The sequence below is a fragment of the Bowmanella denitrificans genome (genome assembly GCF_002887595.1).
GTDB classification, from domain to species: Bacteria; Pseudomonadota; Gammaproteobacteria; order Enterobacterales; family Alteromonadaceae; genus Bowmanella; species Bowmanella denitrificans.
On record NZ_PEBU01000013.1, the window covers coordinates 132,613 to 152,429 of the forward strand.

The window sequence follows — 19,817 nt, forward strand, 5'->3', positions numbered from 1 at the left end:
TGTATTCGTTAGGCTTTAAGCGATTTTTTAAAAGCCCTGCCACCCTGAGAAAACCGGGTTAACTGCTTGCTCGAGGCTGCTCAGCGAGAGGGTTTCTTCCTCACTCCAGTTTAAGCACTCAGGGCCAGTAGCTCCCGGTATTCATCCAGGGCGTACTGGTCGGTCATACCGCTGACCATATCCTGGATCAGGCGGCAACGATAATAACCTTCCCATAAGGTTAAATCGGCATTGTCTGGCAGGTCTTTAAGCGCCAGTTGGTAGGCACTGATATGCTTATTGGCCAAACGTTTGGCCAGACGGGACTCAATCAGCAGGTCACGGTGACCGCCGCTGATCACCTGCTGGAAGTCTTCGCTGCACAAGGCCAGTAAGGGGCGATACTGATTAAGTAATTCGCTGATAATGCGATAGCCCTGTAATTCCAGGGTTTCCACCTCAGGGACGCTGAAGATATGCTTAATGGCGACTTTCTTAAAGGTTTCGATCAAGCGATGGTTCAGTGAATCATCTTCCAGCAAGGCGCGGTTAAAATCACCGGCGTAAATAGACTCGATATTGTCTAGAAAGGCATCGGCACCGTGCTGCACCAGCGGGTGAATCAAACTGACCCGCAGCCACATAAAATACTGATGGGCTTTGTTCAGGGGCTCATCATCGGCGCGTTTCAGCACATAGTTCATAACCTGGCGAAAACTTCTGGGGTCACGGCCGGGTAGAAAGGCCACGTCGGCCAGACCATGATCGCCATTAAATTCGTCGATCAGTAGCTCGGTCAGACGGGAATAGCTAAGCAGACCTTTTTCCACTCCGTCTTCGATATCTGCCAGGCAATAAGAAATATCATCGGCCGCTTCCATCAAATAGGCCAGCGGGTAGCGGCAATAGGGTGCCAATGCCAACTGGTTTTGCAGCGCCTGCACAAAACCTTGCTCCGACAGGTAGTAGCCCGGCTTTTTACGCAGATAGCTCATGGCTTGGTCTTTACCCGGTTTCGCTTCAAAGGCCGGGCGGGTATATTTCAATACACAGGCGGCCTGCATATAGGTCAGGTTCAGGCCCAGTAATGAGTGAATCAAACGAATGGCCTGGGCATTGCCTTCAAAGCTGGACAGATCGGCCAGGATGCGTTGCTTTAGTTCTGAATCCGGCTCGTTTTTGAACAGTGGTAGGTTATCCAGGTGATCGCGAAACCATTTGGTAATGGCCGCTTCGCCAAAATGACCAAAGGGTGGATTGCCAATATCGTGCATCAGGCAGGCCATTTCTACCAGGGATTCCAGTGCCCGCTCTAAACCATCCAGGCCATAATGGGTTGCCCTGTCGCCTAGCTTATCGTACAAGGTTCGCACTAAAAAACGGCCGGTTTGCTGCACTTCCAGGCTATGGGTCAGACGTGAGCGTACTGCGGCGTTACGTTCCAGTGGAAATACCTGGGTTTTTTGCTGCAAACGGCGAATAGCGGCGGACTGTATAATACGCCCGCGATCACTTTCCAGCGCCCGTTCCAGTTTCCTGATATCCCATTGGCTGCTATCGCCGCTTTTATTATAAGGGCGGGCGGTGCTGAGTTTTTGGCGAAAGTCTATGGGCATGGGTACGAGTAAGATTCAGGACTTATGCTAATGCTACCTGTTTTACACCAGCGATGGCTAACTTATTCATGTCAGCCATCGCCAGGCATGATTATCCGTTATAGATAGGTGCTAAGGAAGGTTTCCAATTCTCGTAAGGTAGTGAGTCGATTCGCTTCAATTTCAAGGTAGTGGTTACCTTTAGGGAGTTCTACATAGCGAACATTTTTGTCCAGATCCTGCAGCTCTTCCGCCATCTCCCTGCTGTGTTTCACTGGCACAACCCTGTCCTCCTCACCGTGGATCAGTAATATCGGGGCGGAAATTTTATCTGCCAGATGAAGAGGGGAAGTGGCGCGAAGTTGCCCTTTGTCTTCACCCAATTGCTTTTTCACGACTTTATTATTGGTGTAGCGACGGGATTCACGGAGAATCATGGTTAAATCGGTAACCCCATTGATACTGGCGGCACATTTAAATGTCTCGCCTTGCGTTGCGACTCCCATAAGGGCTGCGTAACCACCATAGCTAGCACCGACAAGACAGATACGCTCAGGCAAAGCCAACTTCTGTGCCACCAGCCAATCTGCAGCATCTTTCAGATCTCTTTGCATTTCTTTACCCCAACCTTGTACAGAGGCCTGTTCAAAATCAAAACCATATCCTGATGAACCTCTAAAGTTGGGCTGCAATACCACATAGCCGCGATTGGCAAGGAACTCTGATAACCAATCAAAACCGCCATAGTCTCTTGCCATAGGCCCGCCATGTGGCAGTATTATGGCTGGGAGCGGTTTGGAGGAGGCTGAACTTAGTGGGGTGGTAAGATAAGCCTCGATCGTCAATCCATCTTGCGTCTTGTATTGCACTTTGGCCTTACCAGACAAATTGCTCTCATCTAATAGTGGATACTGGGACGACAATGCCTCTAACTGGCGCGTATTGCGATTTCCTACATAGTAGATACCAGGCTGATCATCTATGAAGCTGAGTAAGACGTACATGCGCTCATCACTGCTCATACTAATGATGATATTCGCAGAATTCGGCAAAACTTTATCCAAAGCGCGCTGAAAATCCTGATAGCTTTGGTCCCAATAGATACGACCATTTTCTGCCTCGCCATGTGTGACGCCAATGGCATTACCCGTTTTGCGTGAATACAGTAGTCGCCCTTCTATGTCGTAGTGTGGATCTGCATACACCAGTTCTTTCATTTGTGGGTCCTTGCTCAGATCAACCTTAAAAATGGCATATCTGTTGTTATGCAGGGCCCTGATGTAGAGTTGGTTGGGGTCTTTATCAAAGCCCAGGATATCGATGTCCGGGGCATCAAAAATTTGATATTCCCAAAGGGATTCCCATTCCTCTGTTTGTAAATTCTTATGGATATAAAATACACGGGTGTCATCTAACCCCACACCTATTCTGACCCGCCCCTGTCTGTCAGCATGCCAGTCATGAATATCTTCTTTGGCCTGTTGGAGTTTTTTCCGGGCTGAGTTTTTCAAACTCAGTTTGTAAACACTTGGTCGATTTGGGATGTCTGCATCCACAGCGAGTAAAAAATGTTCATCGTCGCCAGGAAGCAGGCTGACTATATTGTCCTGAAACTGGCTAAAGTGATCATCGTCGGAGAAACTAGAGTTTCTTGATTTATATGCTGCTTGTAATTCGCTATCGCCGCTAATGCTTACTTTTAATAGTCTCGTTTCTGTCACGTCAATTCGATAACGTTTGGTTGGAAAGCGAGCACTAATCAGCAATGTGTCGTTGTTCGCCCATTCATACCAGTTTATTTTAAATTTCTGGTTGTCCGTACTGGCTAGAATTCTGGATTCCATGGACTCAATATTAGCAACCAGCAGAAAAGTATTGCCTTCTGAATTTCTCAGCATGGCCAGATGCTTGCCGTTTGGCGCAAGCTGCACCTGGCTAAGTACGGGCAGACTGCCAAAAGCTTCCAAAGGTAGCTTACCCGGGGCAGTCGTTTCTGAACTGAAGGTTGGGATGGCAAAACACAAAAGGTATAACGCGGAGACAACAATGCGCATAGATAGCATGTTCCTTTGCAAAATATTACTCTTAACTCGTTTAATCTGCGATTTTAAACCCATTTGCTTTTTGGTCTAGCGTTTTAACGAGTCCTGTCCAGATGGCTCGCTCGTTGAGTCGTTTGCGCAGACGGGTTCAATGAGGTACTTAATGTCTGGACTTGGCGTTGGATTGATCTTCCTGATTGCGGCAGTGATTGCCGTACCTTTATTTAAGCGACTGAAGCTGGGTGCCATTCTTGGTTATCTGGTGGCTGGCGTGGTAATTGGGCCCTCGGTGCTGGGGCTTATTCACGACCCGGATCATGTACTGCATGTAGCCGAACTGGGAGTGATTCTGCTGTTGTTTGTGATTGGCCTGGAACTGGAGCCGAAAAAGCTTTGGTCTATGCGCAAGGCCGTTGTGCTGACTGGCGGTGGTCAGTTGCTGTTAACCACCGCCATTCTGGTCGGGGCGCTGATACTGCTGGCACAGCAGCAGTGGCAACCCTCGCTGGTCATTGGCCTGGCATTGGCCTTGTCGTCTACCGCATTTGCCATTCAATTAATGGCCGAGCAAGGCATTCTGAAAACGCAGCCGGGTCAGCAGGGGTTCGCCATTTTGCTGATGCAGGATCTGGCCGTGATCCCCATCTTGTTGTTGGTGGAAGGACTGGCCGGTAACGGTGAGGGCGCGGCGCCGCCCTGGTGGCTGAGCTTGTCGGCTATTGTTGCTGTGTTGCTGGTGGGCCGCTATCTGCTCAACCCGTTTTTACGCCTGTTGTCGCGCTATGGCAGCGAAGAGGTGATGACGGCCGCGGCGCTGCTGATTGTGATTGCCACGGCGTTGGTGATGGAGCAGGCCGGGTTATCCATGGGCATGGGGGCCTTCCTGGCCGGTATGTTGCTGGCCAATTCCAGCTTTCGTCATCAGCTTGAAACCGAGATTGAGCCCTTTAAAGGCTTGCTGCTCGGGCTGTTTTTTATCGCCATTGGCATGAACCTGGATTTGCAACTGTTGCTGGACAATCCCGGCTTTATCCTGGCTGCCAGTCTGGGGCTGGTGGCGGTGAAAACCCTGATTATCGGCCTGCTGCTGATGCTGGCCGGACAGAAAAAAGGCGATGCCGTGCGGGTGGCATTAATGCTGTCCCAAGGCGGTGAGTTTGCCTTTGTGGTTATGACCAGTGCGGCGGGAAATGGTTTGCTGGCGCCGGCGCTGGCCAGTCAGGTCAGCCTGATTGTTGGCATTTCTATGGCGCTCACCTCGCCAGTAGTGATCTTATACAGCCGCTGGGTAAACAGCCGCCAATGTCCGCCGGTGTATGACAGCGCAACCAGCGTGGAAGAGCCGCAGGTGGTGATTGCCGGTTTTGGCCGCTTCGGACAAATGAGCGCCAGGATCCTGACCGCTAATCAGATTGCCTTTACCGCGCTGGACAAAGACGCCGAGCATATCGCCTTTGTGCAGCGCTTTGGCAACAAAGTGTTTTATGGGGATGCCACCCGTCTGGATTTACTTAAGGCAGCGGGCATTGAGCAGGCCAAGGTGCTGTTGATTGCAGTAAACCGCGAAACAGAGGTAGTTAAAATTGCCGCGCTGGCCCACGAGCATTTCCCTCACCTGCATATTATCGCCCGTGCCCATAACCGCATGACGGTGCGTAATCTGCACCGGTTGGGGGTGACTGAGGTGGTACGTGAGGTGTATTCAGGCAGCCTGGAAGCGGCCAATATGCTGCTCAAGGCCTATGGTATGTCCAGTGCCCGTGCTGATTATCTGGTGCAGGTGTTTCGCAAGCACGACGAAACCTTGCTGGCCGGTACCCTGGAAGAGCTGGATGACATGGACGCCCTGATTGAACGCAGCAAGCAGGGCAGGGCACAACTGGAATCGCTGTTCAGGCAGGACAGTGAGGATATTGGCCGCTAAATCAGCCGGCGCGGAAATGTGCGTTTCAGCGCAGAAAACGCACCAGAGCCTGACCAGCTTCGCTGATATGCTCGCTTAGCAGTTGACTGGCCAGGGCTGCATCGCCTTTGCGCAAGGCGTTTAGCAGTGCATGGTGCTCGGCCTGACTGCGGGATTGATAGTTGAGGCTAAGAGACTGGTAGCCGATATAGCGCTGACACTGGCGATGCAGATGCTCAACCATACTGAACAAGGTGGGGCGGGCTGCTGCGCGAAAAATGCAGGCATGAAATTGCCAGTTCAACTCACCGATGTCCGCCGCTGTCAGCCCGTCGGACGCCATTTTTATCAGGATATCCTCGGCCCGGCCGAGTATTTCGGCATTCAGGTTGGCCATGGCCAACTCCTGTAACAAGGGCTCCAGGCGCATTCTCATCAGGTAGATATCCTCTACCTCGTTGGCGTCAAATTCCGGTACCGCCACCCCGCATTTACCGTGGTCGGTCAGCCAGCCTTCATTCTTGAGACGTAAAATGGCATCGCGTACCGGAATACGGCTGACCTGATAATGCTCGGCCAGGGCTTTTTGCTTAAGCACGGTGCCGGGGGCAAAACGTCCGGCCTGCAAATCTGCTTTAAGTTTGTGATACATACTCAAATGGTCAACGCGCTCTTGTTAGTAGCAGGGTCAGCATGCCGCCGACCAGCCCCCAGAATGCCGCGCCAATACCAAAGAAACTGACGCCCGATGCGGTCAACAAAAAGCAAATCAGGGCGGCGTCACGTTCCTGCACCTCGGCCACGGCAGCCGATAAACTGGCACCGATAGTGCCAATAAGTGCTAAACCGGCCAAACTGGCAACCAGCGCTGTCGGCAGGGCGGTAAAAAGTGCCACCACTGAGGCGCCGCCAAGGCCGGCCAGAACGTAAAAAAAGCCAGCCGACAGCCCGGCAATATAGCGTTTTTTGCTATCCGGATGCGATTCAGGACCGGTACAAATCGCTGCGGTAATGGCCGCCAGATTAAAGGCGAAGCCGCCAAAAGGTGCCAGCAGCAAAGCTGTGATCCCGGTCCCCGTCAGTACCGGCGATACCGGGACCTGCTCGTAGCCGCTGGCCCGCAGCGTTGCCACGCCAGGGATATTTTGCGATGTCATGGTGACAATAAACAACGGCAGTCCAACTCCCAGTAATACGCCAAAATCAAATTCCGGCCATACCAGCACAGGCTGGCTGATACTAAGATTGAGCGCGTTCAGATCCATTTTATTCAGTACCAGACAGGCCGTCAGGCCCACGGCCAATACCAGTATAATGGTATAACGGGGCAACCAGCGTTTACCCAGCAGGTAGGTGGCCAGCATTAAACCCACTAACCAGGGCTCACTCTGCAAGGACAAAAATACTGACAGACCGAATTGCAGCAGAATACCGGCCAGCATCGCACTGGCAATACTGGTGGGAATACGTCGCATCAACCGGTCAAAGCCGCCGGATAGTCCAAGTAGTAAGGTTAACAGGGCACTAAACAGAAAGGCGCCAATGGCCTGGGTAATAGGTACGCCAAGCAGACTGGTAGCCAACAGGGCGGCGCCGGGGGTGGACCAGGCGGTAATCACCGGGGCTTTGTAATACCAGGAAAAACCAATACAGGTCAGCCCCATGCCCAGCCCCAGGGCAAAAATCCAGGATACCATCATGGCCTGGTCAGCCCCGGCCGCCTGCGCAGCCTGAAAGACAATGGCAACAGAACTGGCGAACCCGACTAATACTGCCACCAGTCCGGCGCTGACCGCCGACAAGCTTAGATCCTGACGCCAGGAGCTCATAATGTATACCTTATAAAAAATGTATACATTTTATTTTGGCGTAAACTATCACTAATGCAAGCGCTGTTTAGACTGTTTGTTCAATATTAATAAAAAGAACCTGTATATATTCCGGTAAGCCTGGACAAGGGCTGCATAACACCCGGTAGCGCTTCTCCTCGCCCATCTTATTGGTAATCAGTACATCCAATTTAGTGAAGTTTCGCCGTTCACGGCCAGCCAACTCTTCTTCTAATTCCCATTGATTTTTAACTACTTTGCGATAGGCGATATCAGGATAAGCGAGTTGCCACCAAGTCTCTTTGTCAGGGATCTCCGTTTGTTCATAACCAATCTCTTGTTGGAATCGACGGTTGACAAATAGGATTGGGTGGTTGATGGAATCATCAGGACAGTATTTAGCAATCAGTGCAGGTACTGGCAGGTACTGAATAAATTCATTTAGCGTTTTGGTTTCCATGCGAGCCCCAAGACTACTTTCATGGCACTAAGCATGGTTCAGAATGAAAGTAAATCAATACGCTGTGATCAAGTCCAACAACCCTGGCAGCAGGGATGCGACTAACAACAGTGCCATACTGATATTAAATATGCGTAGATTGCCCGGCGTATTAATAAAGCGTTTTAAACTGGTGCCAAACAGCAGCCAAGCGATTGTGCAAGGCGTACCGAGCAGTAAAAAGCTCAGGGCAATAAACATCACCTGCCAGGTGTAGTCGCTGCCTGCTGAGGTATAAGTGGCAACCGCCCCCACAATCATGATCCAGGCCTTAGGGTTAACCCACTGAAATAGTGCCGCCTGCATAAAACTAAAGGGTTTGCGCTCTTTAAGCTTTATACCGTCGACCGGTGCCGAAGCAATTTTCCAGGCCAGCCATAACAGATACAAGGTACCGACAACTTTCAGCACATCATGCAGGCGCGGAAAGGCGCTGAAAATGCCTGCCATACCCAGGCCAACCGCCACTACCATCAGGGTAAAGCCAAGATCTATGCCCAGCAGATGCGGAATACTGCGTTTGATACCATGATTCAGGCCCGATGCCATTATCATCAGATTATTGGGGCCGGGGGTGACGGACGCTGACACCACAAACAGCAATAACGCAGCGTATTCCATCTGTTACTCCCATACCAACTGTTTAAAGTGCAAGCGGCACATAGAAACATATTTGTCATTGCCGCCTACATCCACCTGTGCCCCTTGTTTGACTGCCTGACCCTGCTCATCCATACGTACCACAAAGTTGGCCTTGCGACCACAGTGACAAACGGTTTTCAGTTCTACCAGTTTGTCGGCCCAGGCCAGCAGGTAATGGCTGCCTTCGAAGGTTTCACCGGCAAAGTCGGTGCGCAGGCCATAAGCCAGCACCGGAATGTTCAGCTCATCCACCACAAAGGTCAGCTGTTTAACCTGCTCTTTGGTTAAAAACTGGGCTTCGTCTATAAACACGCAGTCAATGCGCTGTTGTCGGTTGAGCTTATTGATTTGTTCAAGCAGATGGCTGTCCTGGCCGAACAATTGCGCTTCGGCCTGCAAACCAATTCGCGAGGCCACCACGCCGGTGCCAAAACGGTCGTCCAGTGCGGCGGTAAACAACACCACATGCATGCCTCGCTCTTTGTAGTTGTAGGCGGACTGCAGCAGAGAGGTGGATTTGCCGGCATTCATTGCCGAATAGTAAAAATACAGTTGCGCCATAACTCTCAGTACACCGGGCAGAAAAAGGAAAGCTATTGTGCCGTCAGTTGCCCTGAAAGTCACTTTGGCATGGTGCTTACTATGGGGGATAGGTTAATAGAAGACTGGCGAATTGCTGTTGGATTTGGCCAGTCAGTTTCCGCTACGCACAAAACGGCGGCTATCAGCGCTGACTGGCTTGGCCGAGTCTTTGCTATTACCGGAATACAGCAGGCCCAGTTGCTTCAGAACAACACTATATGCACTGGGGGCTTTTTCTGCAGTCTTTTGTGGTTTTTCGTTATTGGCACCAGATTTCATGGCAAGCTCACGTCTAATAGTCATCTCAGAGAAGTAAATACTAACCCAAATAGGTATATAGCAGAGTATGCAATTTATACTAAGGGTATGCGTTATGGGTATGGTAATACTTTGCCGTTGTGGTGAGCTCGACAGTGGACAAAACATTCCCTTAGAATGCAAACTCTACACTGAGCTCCCTTCCTTAGGGGGATTGATAGTTTGGAAAAGCTATTTAGCATTGCTAATGATGCGTGCTATCGGTTGCCAATCTCCAATAATAAGACCTTGCCATGCATCTTAAGAATCTGTTTATCGCCATTTTTGCCCAGACATTACTTGCTTCAACCTCTTGTGCTGCTGACCGTGCTACACCCATTGATATCAATGGAATCTGGCAGACGTCGGGGTATGGTTATGTATTTGATGTGGACTTTCCCAATGTCGCCATTTATGAACTGACAGCTATCAGTTGTGTCGAAAGTGGCCTGCAGGCCAGTGCCATTACACTGGATTCATCGCTTTCACAGCGTGCCAGCTTTGCGGTGAAAATTGACGGTTTTATTAATGCCGAGATGGAAATCGCTCACACTGACAGTCCTGATGAGGTTGTATTTCACCGCACTGATACCGCCGCCACTATGTGGGCTCAGCGTCTGAAAACGTTGCCCGCACTGTGCAGCCACCCCAAGGACAACTCCGCTGATTTTAGCTTGAAGGTCTTTCTGCAGACCTTTAAAGAACATTACCCTTTCTTTGCTGAAAAGGGCACAGATTGGGCGACGTTTAGTCAGGTGGCGTTACCCCAAGGGAATACAAATGATACAGAGTTATTCGGGCAGTTGGTTTCCCTGGTAGAGCCGCTTTACGATTCGCATGTGGCGATCGTGGCGGCCAATCTGGAACAGTACTTCTTTGGCGAAGGCCGTCTGTCAGATGAAAGTGCTTATGATCACATTGATAAAGCTTTTGCCAATGTCGAAGCCAGTTATCTGCTGCAGCCTCTTACGTCATTTTGCCAGGACCGGCTGGGATTCGCCTTGTTGCCGGGTAATGTTGGCTATTTAAGAGTGAAGGCATTTTCAGGGTGCAGTGAAACGGGCCAATTTGCGGACGATGAGTCCGGCTTTGGTCAGGCACTTGATACTATCTTCACTGACATCAAATTTAGCGCGCTGGTGATTGATCTTCGCGATAACAGCGGCGGTTCCGGTCGCCTGGCGATTCAACTAGCACAGCGCTTCGCCCAGCACACCTATATTGCCTACAGAAAACAGGCAGCGGTAGATTTTGCTGCCAGTAACGCCTGGACTGAACCGGAAGCCATTTTGGTGGCGACAAATGGTCTGCCTGGTTTTAATGGCAATATTGCCTTGTTAACCAGTTACCAGAGTATCAGTTCTGCCGAAGCATTCGCCATGGCGCTGATGCAACGAAGTCCCAAGGTGGTGCGTATCGGTCAGCGAACCCGCGGCGTGTTTTCAGATATTTTGCCGCGCACATTGCCTAACGGCTGGTTGTTCGGCCTGCCAAATGAAAGGTATCTGGATGCCAAGGGGAACAGTTATGACGAGCAGGGTATTCAACCGGATATGGAAATCAGCAATAGCAAAGGCGATCTTGAAAATGGTCAGGATAAAGTATTGGAGGCAGCGCTGAGCCATCTGCAAAACACACAATAGTCCCCTCAGCTACTCAGTGGCCTGGTGAGGCAGTTCGTGTAAAGACTTTGGTTGCTTATGCCAATGTATACCGCATGTTGTAAACTGTTTATCGCCAGGCTCTAATGGCTTGCCACACGCCACACGCCACACGTTCAGCAAAAAATCCCTCTTGCATTGCGCGCAAAACGAACTATTATGACGATTCGTCAAGTTGACGATTCGTCAAAAAATGAATTTCAGATTAAGTTGCAATAAAGACAACGAGCGTTGTCTGTTTAAAAAATTCAAAAACAAACGCCAGCAGGCCATTGCAGAGCGTGAGCAGGAACTGTTGTGCCTGGCGGAAAAACTGATGGAGGAGCACGGCTTCAGCGGTCTGACCATGGATAAGTTGGTGGCGGCCTGTGATTACTCCAAAGGCACGGTGTATAACCATTTCTCCAGTAAAGAGGATCTGATTTGCGCATTGTGCAGCAAATGTATGACCCTTGAACTGGAACTGTTTGCCCGTGCCATTACCTTCGACGGCAACGGCAGGGAACGGGTATTGGCGGTCTGTTTTGCCTACTGGTTGCATGCAGTGTTAAACCCCACGCTGTTTTATTGTGTGCTGATAGCCAAAACCCCGGCGGTGGCAGAGCGTGCATCCCCTGCGCGGCTGGAAGGCCAACTGGCGCTGGAAATGCAATTGTCAGACACCTGCAACAGCCTGTTTGCTGCTGCGGTTGACAGTGGTGATCTGCCCAAGCCAACCGGCCTGCCTTTTGAAGCCTTTAGTTTTGCTGCCTGGGCCACGGCTTTTGGCACCAATGCCTTGTTGCAGGCTGCCAGTACCTCACAATTGATTAAGGGGCTGGACGCGCAGCAGGCGTTGTTATTTAACACCAACCTGCTGCTGGACGGTATGCAATGGACACCGCTTAGCAGCCAATGGGATTACCAGGAAAGTTGGCAACGGATTGGCAAAGAGCTGTTTGCTGAGGAATTGCTGACCCTGAAGGAAAAACAGCCCAATCCGGGCATATAGAGGAACGCGGCATGAGAGCTATCTGGTTGAACAGTATTTTACTGCGCCCCTGGTTAACCTTGTTGATCAGTCTGTTGTTGGTACTGGCGTCTGGGTTTGGTGCAAAGAACCTGTATTTTCGCGGTGATTACAGGGTGTTTTTTGCCCCTGATAACCCGCAAAAACTGGCCTACGAGGAAATGCAGCGGGTCTTCAGCAAAACTGACAATGTGAATATCACCATTGCCCCTGACAGTAACAATGTATTTAGCCCAGACACGCTGGCTCTGATCAGGGAATACACCGACCTGGCCTGGCAGATCCCGTATTCCACCCGGGTAGACTCTATTGCTAACTTTCAGCATACCTCGGCCGAGGAAGACGAGTTACTGGTTGAAGATTTGATACCTGATGCTGCAAGCATGGACGCCCAGCAAATTGCTGATGCCAGGAAGGTGGCCTTAAGCGAACCCAACCTGGTGAAGAAGATGATTGCCCCCGACGCCAAGGTGGGGGTGATCAACATTATGCTGCAATTGCCGGAAGATGACCTGACCAGTGCGGTCAAGGAAATCAGCACTTATGTGCGTGACCTCAGCCAGCGCATGAGTGAGAAATATCCGGGGCATGCGTTTTATCATACCGGCGTGGTATTTTTGAATGACGCCTTTGCCACGGCCGCCGAAGAAGACAGCAAGACTCTGGTACCCGGTATGTTTATAGCCATTCTGTTAATGCTATGGCTATTGCTGCGCTCTTTTACTGGCATGTTGGCGACGCTGGTGGTTATCGTTGCCACTATAGGCGCCACCATGGGCGTGGCAGGTTGGCTGAATATTTTTATGAGTACCGCCACAGTTAATGTACCGACCCTGGTGATGACCTTGGCGGTGGCCGATTGCGTGCACGTTATTTCTTCCATGCTGTTTGCCCTGCGCCAGGGCAAAACAAAAATCGAAGCGATTCGCTACGCCATGGAGCTGAATCTGATGCCGGTATTTATTACCAGTGTGACCACCGCCATTGGCTTTTTAACCCTTAACTTTTCTGATGTGCCAATTCTGGTGCATTTAGGCAACCTGACCGCCCTGGGGATTATGCTGGCCTGCGTATTTTCTATCACAGTGTTGCCCGCATTATTGTTGCTGTTGCCGATGCGAGTGGCGGCCAAGCAGAAAAGCCAGTCGGGCTGGATGGAAAGTTTCAGCGAGTGGGTTATTCACAATCACCGGCGCTTGTTGCCACTGACCATTATTCTGACGCTTGGGGCGGTTGCTGCCACCTTGAAAAATGAGATCAACGACGAGGCCTCTGAGTATTTCAGCAAAGCAACTGAATTCCGCCAGGCAGCTGATTTTCAACAGGACAACATCAGTGGTATGGCAACGGTGGATTTTGCCCTGTACCTGGGCACACCGTCAGCCCTGAATAAGCCTGACAATCTGCAACTGATTCAGGACTTTACCAACTGGTTGCGGTCCCAGCCAGAAGTCGATCATGTCAGCAGTATCAGTGACACCTTCAAGCGTTTAAACAAAAACATGCATGGTGATGACGACAGTTATTACCGCTTACCGCAACAGCAGGATTTAGCCGCTCAGTATCTGTTGCTGTATGAAATGTCACTGCCATTTGGCTTGGACCTGAATAACCAGGTTAATCTGGATAAGTCTGCCACCCGGGTGATGGTGACGATGAAAAATCTTGGTAGTAAGGAATACACGGCGTTTGAAAATCGCGCCCAGGCCTGGATGCAGCAACGTGCCCCTGCCATCAATATGACGGCGGCCAGTCCAACACTGATGTTTGCGCATATCGGTGAAACCAATATGGATAGTATGATTCGCGGTACCGTATTAGCACTGGTATTGATATCCGCTTTATTGGTGGTGGCACTGCGCTCCTGGAAAATGGGCGCCATTAGTTTATTACCCAATTTATTGCCGGCGGGGATTGGATTTGGCATCTGGGGGCTGTATTCCGGGCAGATCAATATGGGCTTGTCGGTGGTGATGAGTATGTCGCTAGGTATTATTGTCGATGATACCGTGCACTTTCTGGCCAAATACCAGCGTGCCAGAAAGGATGGCGCTGATGCAACGCAGGCGGTGCGCTATGCTTTTAGCAGTGTTGGACGCGCGCTGTTTATTACCACGGCGGTGCTGGTGGCCGGATTTGGCGTACTGGCCATGTCTAACTTTGCGGTCAACTCGAACATGGGTATGCTCACCGGCATTATTATTCTGGTGGCGCTGGCGGTGGATTTCCTGTTCCTGCCAGCCTTCCTGATGGTTTTCGATAAGCAAAAAACAAACACAGAGGATAACGCGGATGATACGGACAAAAAGCTGCAAACTGCTCATTAGCGCGCTACTCAGCCTGTTGATGGTGGCGCAGGTACAGGCACAAAGTGCCGAAGAAAAAGGCCTGGCCATTGCCAAAGAGCGAAAAAGCCGGGATTTGGGCTGGCAGGACAGTCAGGCCGACGCCAGTATGATCCTGCGTACTGCCAACCGGCAGGAAATCGAACGGCGCATGCGTTTACTGACGCTGGAAATGCAGGACGACGGTGACAAGGGCCTGACTATTTTTGATCAGCCAGCGGATGTAAAAGGCACGGCGTTTTTAAATTATTCCCATGCGGTGGAGCCGGATGAGCAATGGATGTACCTGCCTGCGCTGAAGCGGGTAAAACGTATTGCCTCGAAAAATAAGTCCGGGCCCTTTATGGGCAGTGAGTTTGCCTTTGAGGATCTGAGCTCATTTGAAGTGGAGAAGTTCAGCTACAAATACCTGCGTGATGAAAAGTGTGATGATCAGGATTGTTTTGTGGTGGAGCAGATCCCGGCCTACGAGCATTCAGGTTATACCCGACTGGTTACCTGGCTGGACAAAGCGCACTACCGTGCGCACAAGGTGGAATTTTATGACCGTAAAAACAGCCTGTTGAAAACCCTGACCATGCATGATTACCAGCTGTATCTGGACAAATACTGGCGGCCCATGAAGTTGTCCATGCAGAATCATCAGACCAGAAAGAGCACCGACCTGGTGACCCATGAGCTGAGCTTTCGCACCGGCCTGACAGAAGATGATTTCAGCCAGGCGGCGCTGAAGCGCGCCAGATAGGAGGAAGGGTGAAAAAATCGCTAACGGCTGTGGCGCTGCTGATGGCCTGCGGGGCATCGGCAGACACCCAGACATATGTAAAAGCGGCCCTGGAGCAACGCTTTTATTTTCAGGACGGGTTGTACGAGCAACAACATGACAGTGATATCTCGGTATTTGTTGAGCCGGAGTTTTATCATAGCTGGAATGACGGTAGCGACAGCCTGAATGTTAAACCCTTTTTTCGTTACGACAGCCGCGACAGTGAACGCACCCATATGGATATTCGCGAACTGATTTGGCTGCACGTGGGCGATGAATGGGAAATGCGCGCCGGTATTGGCAAAGTGTTCTGGGGGCAGACTGAATCCCAGCATCTGGTGGATGTGATCAATCAGACCGATTTTGTTGAAGCCATTGATGCTGAAGAGAAGCTGGGACAGCCCATGGTACAGTTTTCGCTGGTCAAGGACTGGGGAAATCTGAGCCTGTTTGCCTTGCCTTATTTTCGTGAGCGCACCTTCAGCGGTGTGGAAGGGCGTTTTCGGTTGCCACTGCGGGTGGATACCGACAATCCCCTGTTTGAATCTGCAGACGAGGAAAAGCATCTGGATTGGGCCGTTCGTTATATGGGCTATCTAGGTGACCTGGAGTTGGGTTTGTCCTGGTTTGATGGCACCAATCGCGAGCCGCTATTGAAGCCCGCCATGAACGGACAGGAAGCCGTGTTAAGACCCTATTATGGGCAAATGCAACAGGCCGGGCTGGATATGCTGATGGTCTCCGGTGCGACTTTGTACAAGCTGGAAGCTATTCATCGCAAAACCGAACTGGACAGCTACTACGCGCTGACGGCCGGATTTGAGTACACCTCGGTGGGGGTGCTGAATTCGGTATACGATATCGGCTGGTTGATGGAATACCAATACGACGAACGGGATGAACAGGCTACCAGTCTGGGCCAGAACGATCTGATGCTGGGGACCAGGCTGATTTTCAACGATATCAATGGTACCGAACTGCTTATTGCCTTTATTCAGGATCTGGATGAGAGCGGCAGTCGCAGTGGCTATATTGAAGCGTCCAGCCGCATTAACGACCACTGGAAATGGCGTATCGATGGTTGGTTTTTCAGCTCTGATACCGAGGAGGATCGGGCATTTATGCTGCGCCGCGATGATTATCTGCAATTCAGCCTGGAGTATTATTTTTAGCACTGCACAGGGCCATTGGCCGATAAATTGTCATGCAATTGTGGCACAATGGCGCTTTTATCGAGCGTAGGGCCTGATGCAAACACTGACTATTCTGGTTGGCTCCACCAATCCCGTCAAAATTAATGCGGTTGAAGGGGCGTTTTCTGCCCTTTTCCCCCAGACCCTGATTCAGTGCCAGGGGCTGTCGGTGCCATCCGGCGTCCCCGACCAGCCAATGAATGAGGCCGATACCCGCCAGGGCGCGGTAAACCGGGTTATTGCCTGTCAGCGTCAGGCTGAGGCGGATTACTATGTGGCCGCTGAAGGTGGTGTGGATGAGTTTATTGATGGTCCTGCTACCTTTGCCTATGTGGTAATTGCCGATAAGCATAAACAATCAGTTGGTCGCAGCGCCAATCTGCCATTGCCACCGGTTGTCTGGCGCGCCTTGCTGGCCGGTGAAGAGCTTGGCCCGGTGATGGACCGGCAATTCCAACAAACCAATATCAAGCACAAAGGTGGCGCTATTGGGCTGCTGACCAATGGCCGTGAAACCCGTCAAAGTGCTTATCATCAGGCACTGGTACTTGCCATGGCGCCGTTTTTACACCCGCAACTTTATTAAGGAGACCTGATGCAGTACCCCTGGATCCTGTTTGATGCTGACGACACCTTGTTTGATTTCGACGCCTTTGCTGGGCTGAAACTGGCTTTTTCACGTTTTGAACAGCAGTTTGACGATACAGATTATCGAGATTTTCTGCATATCAGTATGCCGCTGTGGCGCCAGTACCAGGACGGAGAAATTACTTCAACAGAGTTGCAGCATCGTCGTTTTGCCCCCTGGGCGCAGAAACACGACATACAGGCCAGGCAGATCAATGAGTTTTTTGTGGATGCCATGGGCCAGACCAGCAAGTTATTGCCGGGCGCGCGCGAACTGCTGGAAGCCATTAGCGGTAAAGCCACGTTGGGGATTATCACTAATGGTTTCACCCGTATGCAGCAAATTCGCCTGGATAACAACGGCGTCAGTGAGCATTTTCAGCATCTGGTGATTTCCGAACAAGTGGGGGTGGCGAAACCTCATAAAGGGATCTTTGAACACACTATGGCACTGCTGGGTAATCCGCCCAAAGAGCAGGTGCTGATGGTCGGCGATAATCCCCATGCCGATGTGTTGGGTGGCCTGAATGCCGGTATTCATACCTGCTGGTTGAATATGCAAGGGCAGGTGCGACCTCAGGGCATTGACCCGCACTATGAGATAACCGATCTGTTTCAGTTGCGGGATTTGCTTGTCAACGCAGCTTAACTAAGGTTGGCGGGAATGCTGATTTCGAGCGCGCCAGCACAAAGATCGGTCAGCTGGCGCAAGCATTGCTCTTTTTGCTCATCGGCCACGGCGAAATGCATCTCCACCTGCTGGTGGTAATGGATCTGCGGTTCGCTGATATCAAACTGCCCCAGGCAATGGCGAACATTGGCTTCCAGCGCATAATCAATGCGTATATGCACCTCGGTGCGTGGCACCTGCAATCTGGTGGGAAGTTCGTTCAGGGCACCGGTCACTGCATCGGAATAGGCCCGTTGTAAGCCGCCGGTGCCCAGCTTAATTCCACCATAGTAGCGCACCACCGCCACCACAATTTCTCCCAGTCCGGAGTGCTGTAACACTTTTAGCATTGGCCGGCCTGCGGTGCCGGACGGTTCACCGTCATCACTCATGGACATCAGGGTAGTGTTGGGCGGACCGGCGATATAGGCCCAGCATACATGGGCTGCTTGCGGGTGTAATTGGCGTTGCAGGCGAATAAAGCCTTCCGCCGACTGCCGGTTATCGGCATGTTGCACCAGACACAAAAAACGGCTGCGCTTGATGTCAAATTCGTATTGATGGGCGGCGGCGGGGACTGAATACACGGAGAGCATGGCCGGTTCCTGGCTGCGAAAGGCCGCTATTGTGCCACAAAACCATTCGCTATGCAGGGTATGCGTTTGCTCGTTCAGCCTGGCATGGTGGCCAACCCTGCCTGAAGCCGGGTACCATCCAGGCTGGTTTTAAGCCAATCCAGCGCAGTCTGGCGGTCAAAAAAATTACGCATTAGCAGCTTCTGTTTGTCGGCGTATTCCTGAATAAGCTGCTGGCGGGTATCCAGATCTTCCACCACCCGGGCGATTTGCAGATTACATAACAAGGGTTCAAGGCGATCCAGGGTATACAGGACGCTGGCGCTGTCATAGCTGAGGCTGACTTTTCGCAAGTCTACCAGCGCCTTACGGCAATGGTAACGGCCAGACAGACAATGCAGTTTATTGTACAAAGCCAGAATGTCACCGGGTTCAGCCAGTCCGCTGGCTTCAGTGACAATCACCCCTAACGACTCATCATAGCAGTGCGTTGCAATAAATCTCACGCGTTACTCACAGACATCCAGCCTATTCAAATATTTAGCACATAACGGCAAAGAGGCAAGGTTTGCCCCTTGTGCAGGTCTGGCCGATAGTTAGTGCGGCTATTTTGTTGTTAGCAGTTATGTCGGTATCTGTTTTGTAAACAGGATGTTTGTTATGTTGCCAAATCGAACACACCTGCACGGAAGAACAAAATGCTGAAAATAACAAATATATGCAAAACCTATCAGAACGGCGTCAAGGCCCTGGACAATGTCAGTCTGAATATCGACAAGGGCATGTTTGGTCTGCTTGGTCCTAATGGCGCGGGTAAATCATCACTGATGCGTACTATCGCCACCTTACAGCAACCAGACAGCGGCAATATTCAGTTCGATACGCTGGACGTGTTGCGCCAGCCAAATGCCCTGCGCCAGCGACTGGGCTATTTGCCACAGGACTTTGGGGTGTATCCGCGTATCAGCGCCTATGACCTGCTCGATCATCTGGCGGTACTAAAGGGCCTGACCAACAAAGCCCAGCGCAAGGAAACGGTGGATGGGCTACTGGCGCATACCAATTTGTTTCAGCATCGTCATAAGGCGGTCAGTGGTTATTCCGGCGGAATGCGTCAGCGATTTGGTATCGCCCAGGCCTTGTTGGGCGACCCGGATCTACTGATTGTCGATGAGCCCACAGCCGGGCTGGATCCGGAAGAGCGTAACCGTTTTCATAATCTGCTGGTCAGTCTGGGTGAGCAAAAGGTGATTATTCTGTCCACTCACATTGTCGATGATGTGTCCGAGCTTTGCGCCAATATGGCGGTGCTCGGTGGTGGCCAGATTTTACTGCAAGGTAACCCCATTCTGGTCACGCAGGAGCTGGAGGGACGCATCTGGCGTAAGTCGGTGTCATTACAGGAAGCGGCGGAGCTGGAAAAATCGCTGCAGGTGATTTCCAAGCGCTTATTAGCGGGGCAGACCATTATTCATGTGTTGGCCGATCAGGCCCCGCAAGGCTTTGAATCTGCACCAGCCAATCTGGAAGATGTGTATTTCAGTACCCTGCATGCGGCCAGAAAGGCTGAGCGTCAGGCGCAGGCTGCCTGAGGAGAATAAGG

The 19,817-nt window shown here is 51.2% G+C and carries 19 protein-coding genes; 9 read left to right on the forward strand and 10 right to left on the reverse strand.

From position 1 onward, the window contains the following. Positions 1-110: 110 nt before the first annotated feature. Positions 111-1,595, reverse strand: coding sequence for a dGTPase (gene dgt, locus CSR04_RS20550; protein WP_102798215.1), 1,485 nt, complete (start codon positions 1,593-1,595; stop codon positions 111-113). 98 nt (positions 1,596-1,693) lie between these two features. Continuing rightward, positions 1,694-3,691, reverse strand: a complete 1,998-nt coding sequence (locus CSR04_RS20555; protein ID WP_102798216.1) for an alpha/beta hydrolase family protein — start codon at positions 3,689-3,691, stop codon at positions 1,694-1,696. 88 nt (positions 3,692-3,779) lie between these two features. Between CSR04_RS20555 and CSR04_RS20560 the strand changes: the two genes are divergently transcribed. Next, the gene (locus tag CSR04_RS20560; RefSeq protein WP_102798217.1) at positions 3,780-5,540 is read left to right on the forward strand and encodes a monovalent cation:proton antiporter-2 (CPA2) family protein; all 1,761 of its coding nucleotides are present in this window, start codon (positions 3,780-3,782) and stop codon (positions 5,538-5,540) included. Between the two features lie 25 nt (positions 5,541-5,565). Here the strand turns inward: CSR04_RS20560 and CSR04_RS20565 are convergent, their stop codons facing one another. The 6 genes from CSR04_RS20565 to CSR04_RS25030 form a co-directional block, all read right to left on the reverse strand. After that, positions 5,566-6,171: a GntR family transcriptional regulator gene (locus CSR04_RS20565; RefSeq protein WP_102798218.1), complete on the reverse strand. Its 606-nt coding sequence runs from the start codon at positions 6,169-6,171 to the stop codon at positions 5,566-5,568. A 10-nt stretch (positions 6,172-6,181) separates the two neighbouring features. Then, positions 6,182-7,348, reverse strand: coding sequence for a benzoate/H(+) symporter BenE family transporter (locus tag CSR04_RS20570; RefSeq protein ID WP_102798219.1), 1,167 nt, complete (start codon positions 7,346-7,348; stop codon positions 6,182-6,184). A gap of 67 nt (positions 7,349-7,415) precedes the next feature. Then, positions 7,416-7,808 (reverse strand): hypothetical protein, encoded by a 393-nt coding sequence (locus CSR04_RS20575; protein WP_102798220.1) that lies wholly within the window; start codon positions 7,806-7,808, stop codon positions 7,416-7,418. A 54-nt stretch (positions 7,809-7,862) separates the two neighbouring features. Next, entirely contained in the window at positions 7,863-8,468 is a 606-nt protein-coding gene (locus tag CSR04_RS20580) for a LysE family translocator (RefSeq protein WP_102798221.1), read from the reverse strand. A gap of 3 nt (positions 8,469-8,471) precedes the next feature. After that, on the reverse strand, positions 8,472-9,050 hold the full coding sequence (locus CSR04_RS20585) for a thymidine kinase (RefSeq protein ID WP_102798222.1): 579 nt from the start codon (positions 9,048-9,050) through the stop codon (positions 8,472-8,474). 132 nt (positions 9,051-9,182) lie between these two features. After that, on the reverse strand, positions 9,183-9,350 hold the full coding sequence (locus tag CSR04_RS25030) for a hypothetical protein (RefSeq protein WP_172449447.1): 168 nt from the start codon (positions 9,348-9,350) through the stop codon (positions 9,183-9,185). Positions 9,351-9,622: 272 nt separating this feature from the next. Between CSR04_RS25030 and CSR04_RS20595 the strand changes: the two genes are divergently transcribed. The 7 genes from CSR04_RS20595 (at position 9,623) to yjjG (ending at position 17,618) form a co-directional block, all read left to right on the forward strand. Next, positions 9,623-11,011 carry a S41 family peptidase gene (locus CSR04_RS20595; protein WP_102798224.1) on the forward strand — a complete coding sequence of 463 codons (1,389 nt, stop codon included), beginning with the start codon at positions 9,623-9,625 and terminating at the stop codon, positions 11,009-11,011. A 211-nt stretch (positions 11,012-11,222) separates the two neighbouring features. Next, positions 11,223-12,020, forward strand: a complete 798-nt coding sequence (locus CSR04_RS20600; RefSeq protein ID WP_102798225.1) for a TetR/AcrR family transcriptional regulator — start codon at positions 11,223-11,225, stop codon at positions 12,018-12,020. 11 nt (positions 12,021-12,031) lie between these two features. Further along, the gene (locus CSR04_RS20605; RefSeq protein ID WP_102798226.1) at positions 12,032-14,365 is read left to right on the forward strand and encodes an efflux RND transporter permease subunit; all 2,334 of its coding nucleotides are present in this window, start codon (positions 12,032-12,034) and stop codon (positions 14,363-14,365) included. Beyond that, complete coding sequence (locus tag CSR04_RS20610; protein WP_102798227.1) at positions 14,331-15,128, forward strand: outer membrane lipoprotein-sorting protein; 798 nt, start codon at positions 14,331-14,333, stop codon at positions 15,126-15,128. The genes CSR04_RS20605 and CSR04_RS20610 overlap by 35 nt, the downstream gene beginning before the upstream one ends. A gap of 8 nt (positions 15,129-15,136) precedes the next feature. Further along, a complete protein-coding gene (locus CSR04_RS20615) occupies positions 15,137-16,321 on the forward strand; it encodes a hypothetical protein (RefSeq protein ID WP_245921791.1) in 1,185 nt (394 codons plus the stop codon). Positions 16,322-16,397: 76 nt separating this feature from the next. After that, positions 16,398-16,928, forward strand: coding sequence for an inosine/xanthosine triphosphatase (yjjX, locus tag CSR04_RS20620; RefSeq protein WP_102798228.1), 531 nt, complete (start codon positions 16,398-16,400; stop codon positions 16,926-16,928). A gap of 9 nt (positions 16,929-16,937) precedes the next feature. Further along, entirely contained in the window at positions 16,938-17,618 is a 681-nt protein-coding gene (yjjG, locus tag CSR04_RS20625) for a pyrimidine 5'-nucleotidase (protein ID WP_102798229.1), read from the forward strand. Here yjjG and CSR04_RS20630 read toward each other — a convergent pair. After that, positions 17,615-18,235, reverse strand: a complete 621-nt coding sequence (locus CSR04_RS20630) for a YigZ family protein (protein ID WP_102798230.1) — start codon at positions 18,233-18,235, stop codon at positions 17,615-17,617. The two genes, yjjG and CSR04_RS20630, sit on opposite strands and share 4 nt — an antisense overlap. 74 nt (positions 18,236-18,309) lie before the next feature. Beyond that, entirely contained in the window at positions 18,310-18,720 is a 411-nt protein-coding gene (locus CSR04_RS20635; RefSeq protein WP_102798231.1) for a hypothetical protein, read from the reverse strand. Between the two features lie 192 nt (positions 18,721-18,912). Between CSR04_RS20635 and CSR04_RS20640 the strand changes: the two genes are divergently transcribed. Further along, a complete protein-coding gene (locus CSR04_RS20640; RefSeq protein WP_102798232.1) occupies positions 18,913-19,806 on the forward strand; it encodes an ABC transporter ATP-binding protein in 894 nt (297 codons plus the stop codon). Positions 19,807-19,817: the final 11 nt, after the last annotated feature.